Consider the following 4,100-nt stretch of genomic DNA (forward strand, 5'->3'; position numbering starts at 1 on the left):
CATCAAGCACCACCATCGTGATGATGGGAATATTTTTATCCATGTCAAAGAGCTGGACAGTGCCTACGAGTTTGCGATCGCGGATGATGGCCCTGGCATTGATCCCAAGTATCACAGTAAAATCTTTACCATTTTTCAAACCCTTAAATCACGAGACGTAAACGAAAGTACCGGCATCGGTCTAGCTATTGTCAAAAAAATCATTGAAGCTGAAGGATGCAGTATTTGGCTCAAATCCCAGGAGCAGGAGGGCTGCACCATTTATTTCACCTGGCCCAAAGCCATCATCCGCCCATCCTCGTAGAATGCGTTGTTAGCGCCAGCGTAACGCATTGAAGATTAATAAGATGGTGCGTTACGGCTTTGCCTAACAGCATTCTACGGTTGCACAATCATCTCTAAGGTATACGACTAACTTGGGTGGCGAAATTCTCCGATCGCGTTGGAGATAACTCTCTGGCTTTAAGGATGGCTGCGCCCAGGAAGGCGTAGGACAGGACGCCAATCACGGCTAATAGGAAAAAGTTAAAGCTACCGATCGCATTCCAGAGGGCATGGAGCAAGGATGAACTTAGGTAGCCAATGGCGAGGATTGTCCAGCGACTGCGGGGCTTGAGGACACTGAGACCAATAAAGTAACCAAAGTAGCCACTGTAGGCCATATGTCCCGCGATGGAACCTAGGATGCGGGGAATCAGTAGATGCAGACCCACAAGCTGCCCTAGATCTTGCCCTGCCTGCATGGAAACGCTGTTAATAATATCTGGCACATATTGCCCTAGAGTTTCGATCAGGGTAAACCCAGCCGCTGATGCTACGCCGATTAAGATGCCGTCCAGCGGTTCTCGAACTCCCCACTGTTCTCGCTGGGGCGATCGCAGCCGATGACCTAGGGCAACGCCTAGAAAAATAGGAATGGCTTTCAGCAGCTCTTCCATCAAGCCAGCGCCAAAGAACATGCGCACGAGCAGTTCCATGAAGCCGATGGATGAGATATCTGGCGGAATACTGCCGGGCAAGATGCCTCGAAATATGAGGATAAATAAGGGTAAAACTGGACTTAGGAGCAGCAGGACGGTCATGAGGGCGGAGCCGATGAGCAGCCACCAGGGTTTTGTCTTGCCGCACAGTAAGTAGACAAAGTAGTAGGCTCCGCTAGATAGGTAAACTGCTAACACTAGGTTGAACAGTCCTGGCGCACCGTTGGCTAGGAACAAGAGCACCACGAAGGAGACGGTGATCACGCCGGGGATGAGGTAGGCTTTGCTGCTGAGTTCGCGACCTTTGGACACGATGGGCAGGAGCTGGCTAAGGCTGAGGGCATCGGCGTCGGATTGCGAGGCAACGGGGTCTGGCACGGGCGGGCGGCTGGTGCCCATGTTGCCGGTGCGGTGGTTGCCGGATGGTACGGTTCCTCTAGGTGTGGTGGTTGCTTCGAAGATAAATTCTGGCCCGTTGCGCCCCAGCCGAATGCGATCGCCCGTTTGCAAGGTCTGGCAGCCTACCAAGGGCTGTTGATTGATGTAGGTGCCGTTGGCGCTATTCAGATCGCAGGCCTGCCATGCTGCTCCATCAACATCAGCGATCGCTTGAAACTTCAGGTGCTGGCGAGAGACTTCGCCATAGCGGGCGGAGTCTAGGACGAGCTGGCAGAGTTTTGGCTCGCGGCCGACCGTGAAGTCTGGCGATAGGGTATAAACCGGATCACTCGATTGACCCGTATTCAGGTGGCGGAGGATGGCGGGATAGGCTCCAGTCATAGTGGCTTGGGGAGAAGAAGTGGGGTCAAAAACCGTACAATCACTCCCCTACTATAAACAGAGTCGTCTCCTTGAGGGCGATCCATCAGCCATTACTCACCTGGCACCATCAAAAAAATTAGGAGCTTCGCGCCAGCAAAGGGCAAAAAGGCTAGGGAGTGTCTCAGAGGTGACAGACAATCCGAAACCCGACATTGTAGTCGTAATGGGACGCAGGGTTGACATAGTCACGGTTTGCAGATCGACAACTCCTCGGTTTGTTGAGCCAAGATCCACCACGTAAAACGCGTATGTCTTTTTGCTCATCAGAATTCCAGACACTTCCATCCATTGGCGCGCCTTCGTAGTTATCGTGCCAAGGATCCAAACACCATTCGCACACATTTCCGTGCATGTCACACAGACCAAAGGCATTAGACACCCCAAAATATCCTACCAGCGTTGTTTCTTTGCGATATGCTTTTTGGGAAGCGTCGCCATAGGTAGAGCTTCCGTCATAGCGCACTACTTCAGGGCTCCTGGCATAGAGGTAATTGCCGTCATAATTCGCTACTTCAGGGCTTATTGTTTCGCCAAAATGGAACGGAGTTGTGGTTCCAGCTCGGCAGGCATATTCCCACTCCGCTTCGCTGGGCAGACTATAGGATCGCTTCGTGTGGATCGAGAGGCGAGCGCAAAACTCCATCGTGTCCTCCCAAGACACCCGTTCAACCGGACGCATATCACCCTTGAACTCTGAAGGAGCCGGATCTAGATCACGCTCTACCCTGGGCATCGCTGCCACGGCCCGCCACTGCTCCTGAGTGATGGGATAACGGCCCATAAAGAAGGTGGGTACGGTGACGAGATGTCGGGGTCCTTCGTTGTCTCTCCGTTCCAGTTCATCCTCTGGAGATCCCATGAGGAAGGTGCCGCTGGGAATGAGCACCATTTCTAGGCGGATATCGTTCCCGAGATCTTCAAAGAACCGGCGATTGGTTTTGGTTTTTTGATGAATGGCGAATTGGGTCATGGGGGTGATGTGGGAGCGAAGAGACATCCTCAAAATCTTAGCCTAGCGGGTTGGGGTAGAGTTCTCCACGCAACCTAATGCAGGTACCTATATGCCTTCAACACATCAAAAGCTTACTCATGTAAGTGACACTTCACGCCAGCAAAGGGCAGGAGGGCACAAGAGCAAAGGGCTAGGGAGTGCTTCGGACGTGACAGACAACCCGAAAGCCAAGGGTGACGTCGTTGTGGTTGTCAGAGTTGACGATACTGCCGCGGCACGCAGACCGACACCCCTCTGGATTGCGATCCCAAGACCCGCCGCGCAAGACATGTATAACCCTTTTCCTGTCAGCATTCCATGCGCTTCCATCTGTCGGTGCGCTCTTGTAATTGTCATGCCAAGAATCCAAACACCATTCCCATACATTCCCGTGCATGTCACATAGGCCAAAGGCGTTAGCTACCCTAAAATGACCTACCGATGTTGTTTTCTCTCGATACTCTCCCTTGGAGCCATTGCCATAGGTAGAGGTGCCACGATAGTTTGCCACCATGGGGCTAATGGTTGCGCCAAAATGAAACGGGGTCGTGGTTCCGGCCCGACAGGCATATTCCCACTCCGCTTCACTAGGCAGGCTATAAGATCGTCCCGTGTGAGCAGAGAGGCGATCGCAAAACTCCATGGCATCATGCCAGTCAACTCGTTCCACCGGGCGCATATCGCCTTTGAACTTTGAGGGATTTGGCTTTAGATCGCGCTTTACCTTAGGCATCGCTGCCACGGCACGCCACTGGGCCTGGGTGATCGAATAGCGCCCCATAAAGAACGGAGGAACAGTTACCTGATGTTGCGGACGTTCTCTATCACTACCCTCTCCCCCGGGCGATCCCATAAGAAATCGTCCGCTGGGAATAGCCACCATTTCTATCCCCACCTCACCCGGTAGGTCTTCCACAAACTGATAAGCCCGCCCAAAAGTTTGCTTGAATCTGCTTCCACGACGATTGAGAAAGACCACCGTAAACCGAAACGGCGTCAACCCCTCCGGCGGCGGTGGCTCATCAGCCGGGTGCAGCGTTGCCACCTGGTACTCGAAAGGATGGAGCACCAGACCATCGATCTCGATGGCGTTTTGGGTCGCTTGCTTAGCCCACTGCACCAACAGCGGTCGATAGTCCAGCCGCTCCAATGGATCAATCAAATTGGCATAGTTGCGCACGATCGCGGCCAGACGAATACGCTCTCGGGCATCGTCCTGCTCTGCGACGGCCTTGAGTGCCTGCTGAATTTGTTCAACCGCCTCACTGGGCTTGAGGCAGGCCAGGGCCGTCCACTGGGGGCGATCG

Annotated in this window: 4 protein-coding genes; 1 reads left to right on the top strand and 3 read right to left on the bottom strand. The window is 53.5% G+C overall.

The window, feature by feature from the left end; translation table 11 throughout:
- A partial coding sequence (locus V6D20_21350) for an ATP-binding protein (GenBank protein ID HEY9818328.1) occupies positions 1 to 304 on the top strand: 304 nt, incomplete at its 5' end.
- A 94-nt stretch (positions 305 to 398) separates the two neighbouring features.
- Here the strand turns inward: V6D20_21350 and V6D20_21355 are convergent.
- The 3 genes from V6D20_21355 to V6D20_21365 form a co-directional block, all read right to left on the bottom strand.
- Entirely contained in the window at positions 399 to 1,760 is a 1,362-nt protein-coding gene (locus V6D20_21355) for a PrsW family glutamic-type intramembrane protease (protein ID HEY9818329.1), read from the bottom strand.
- Positions 1,761 to 1,923: 163 nt separating this feature from the next.
- The gene (locus V6D20_21360; GenBank protein HEY9818330.1) at positions 1,924 to 2,799 is read right to left on the bottom strand and encodes a formylglycine-generating enzyme family protein; all 876 of its coding nucleotides are present in this window, start codon (positions 2,797 to 2,799) and stop codon (positions 1,924 to 1,926) included.
- A gap of 145 nt (positions 2,800 to 2,944) precedes the next feature.
- On the bottom strand, positions 2,945 to 4,100 hold a 1,156-nt coding region (locus V6D20_21365; GenBank protein ID HEY9818331.1), incomplete at its 5' end, for a formylglycine-generating enzyme family protein.

The organism is Candidatus Obscuribacterales bacterium, from assembly GCA_036703605.1.
Taxonomy (GTDB): domain Bacteria; phylum Cyanobacteriota; class Cyanobacteriia; order RECH01; family RECH01; genus RECH01.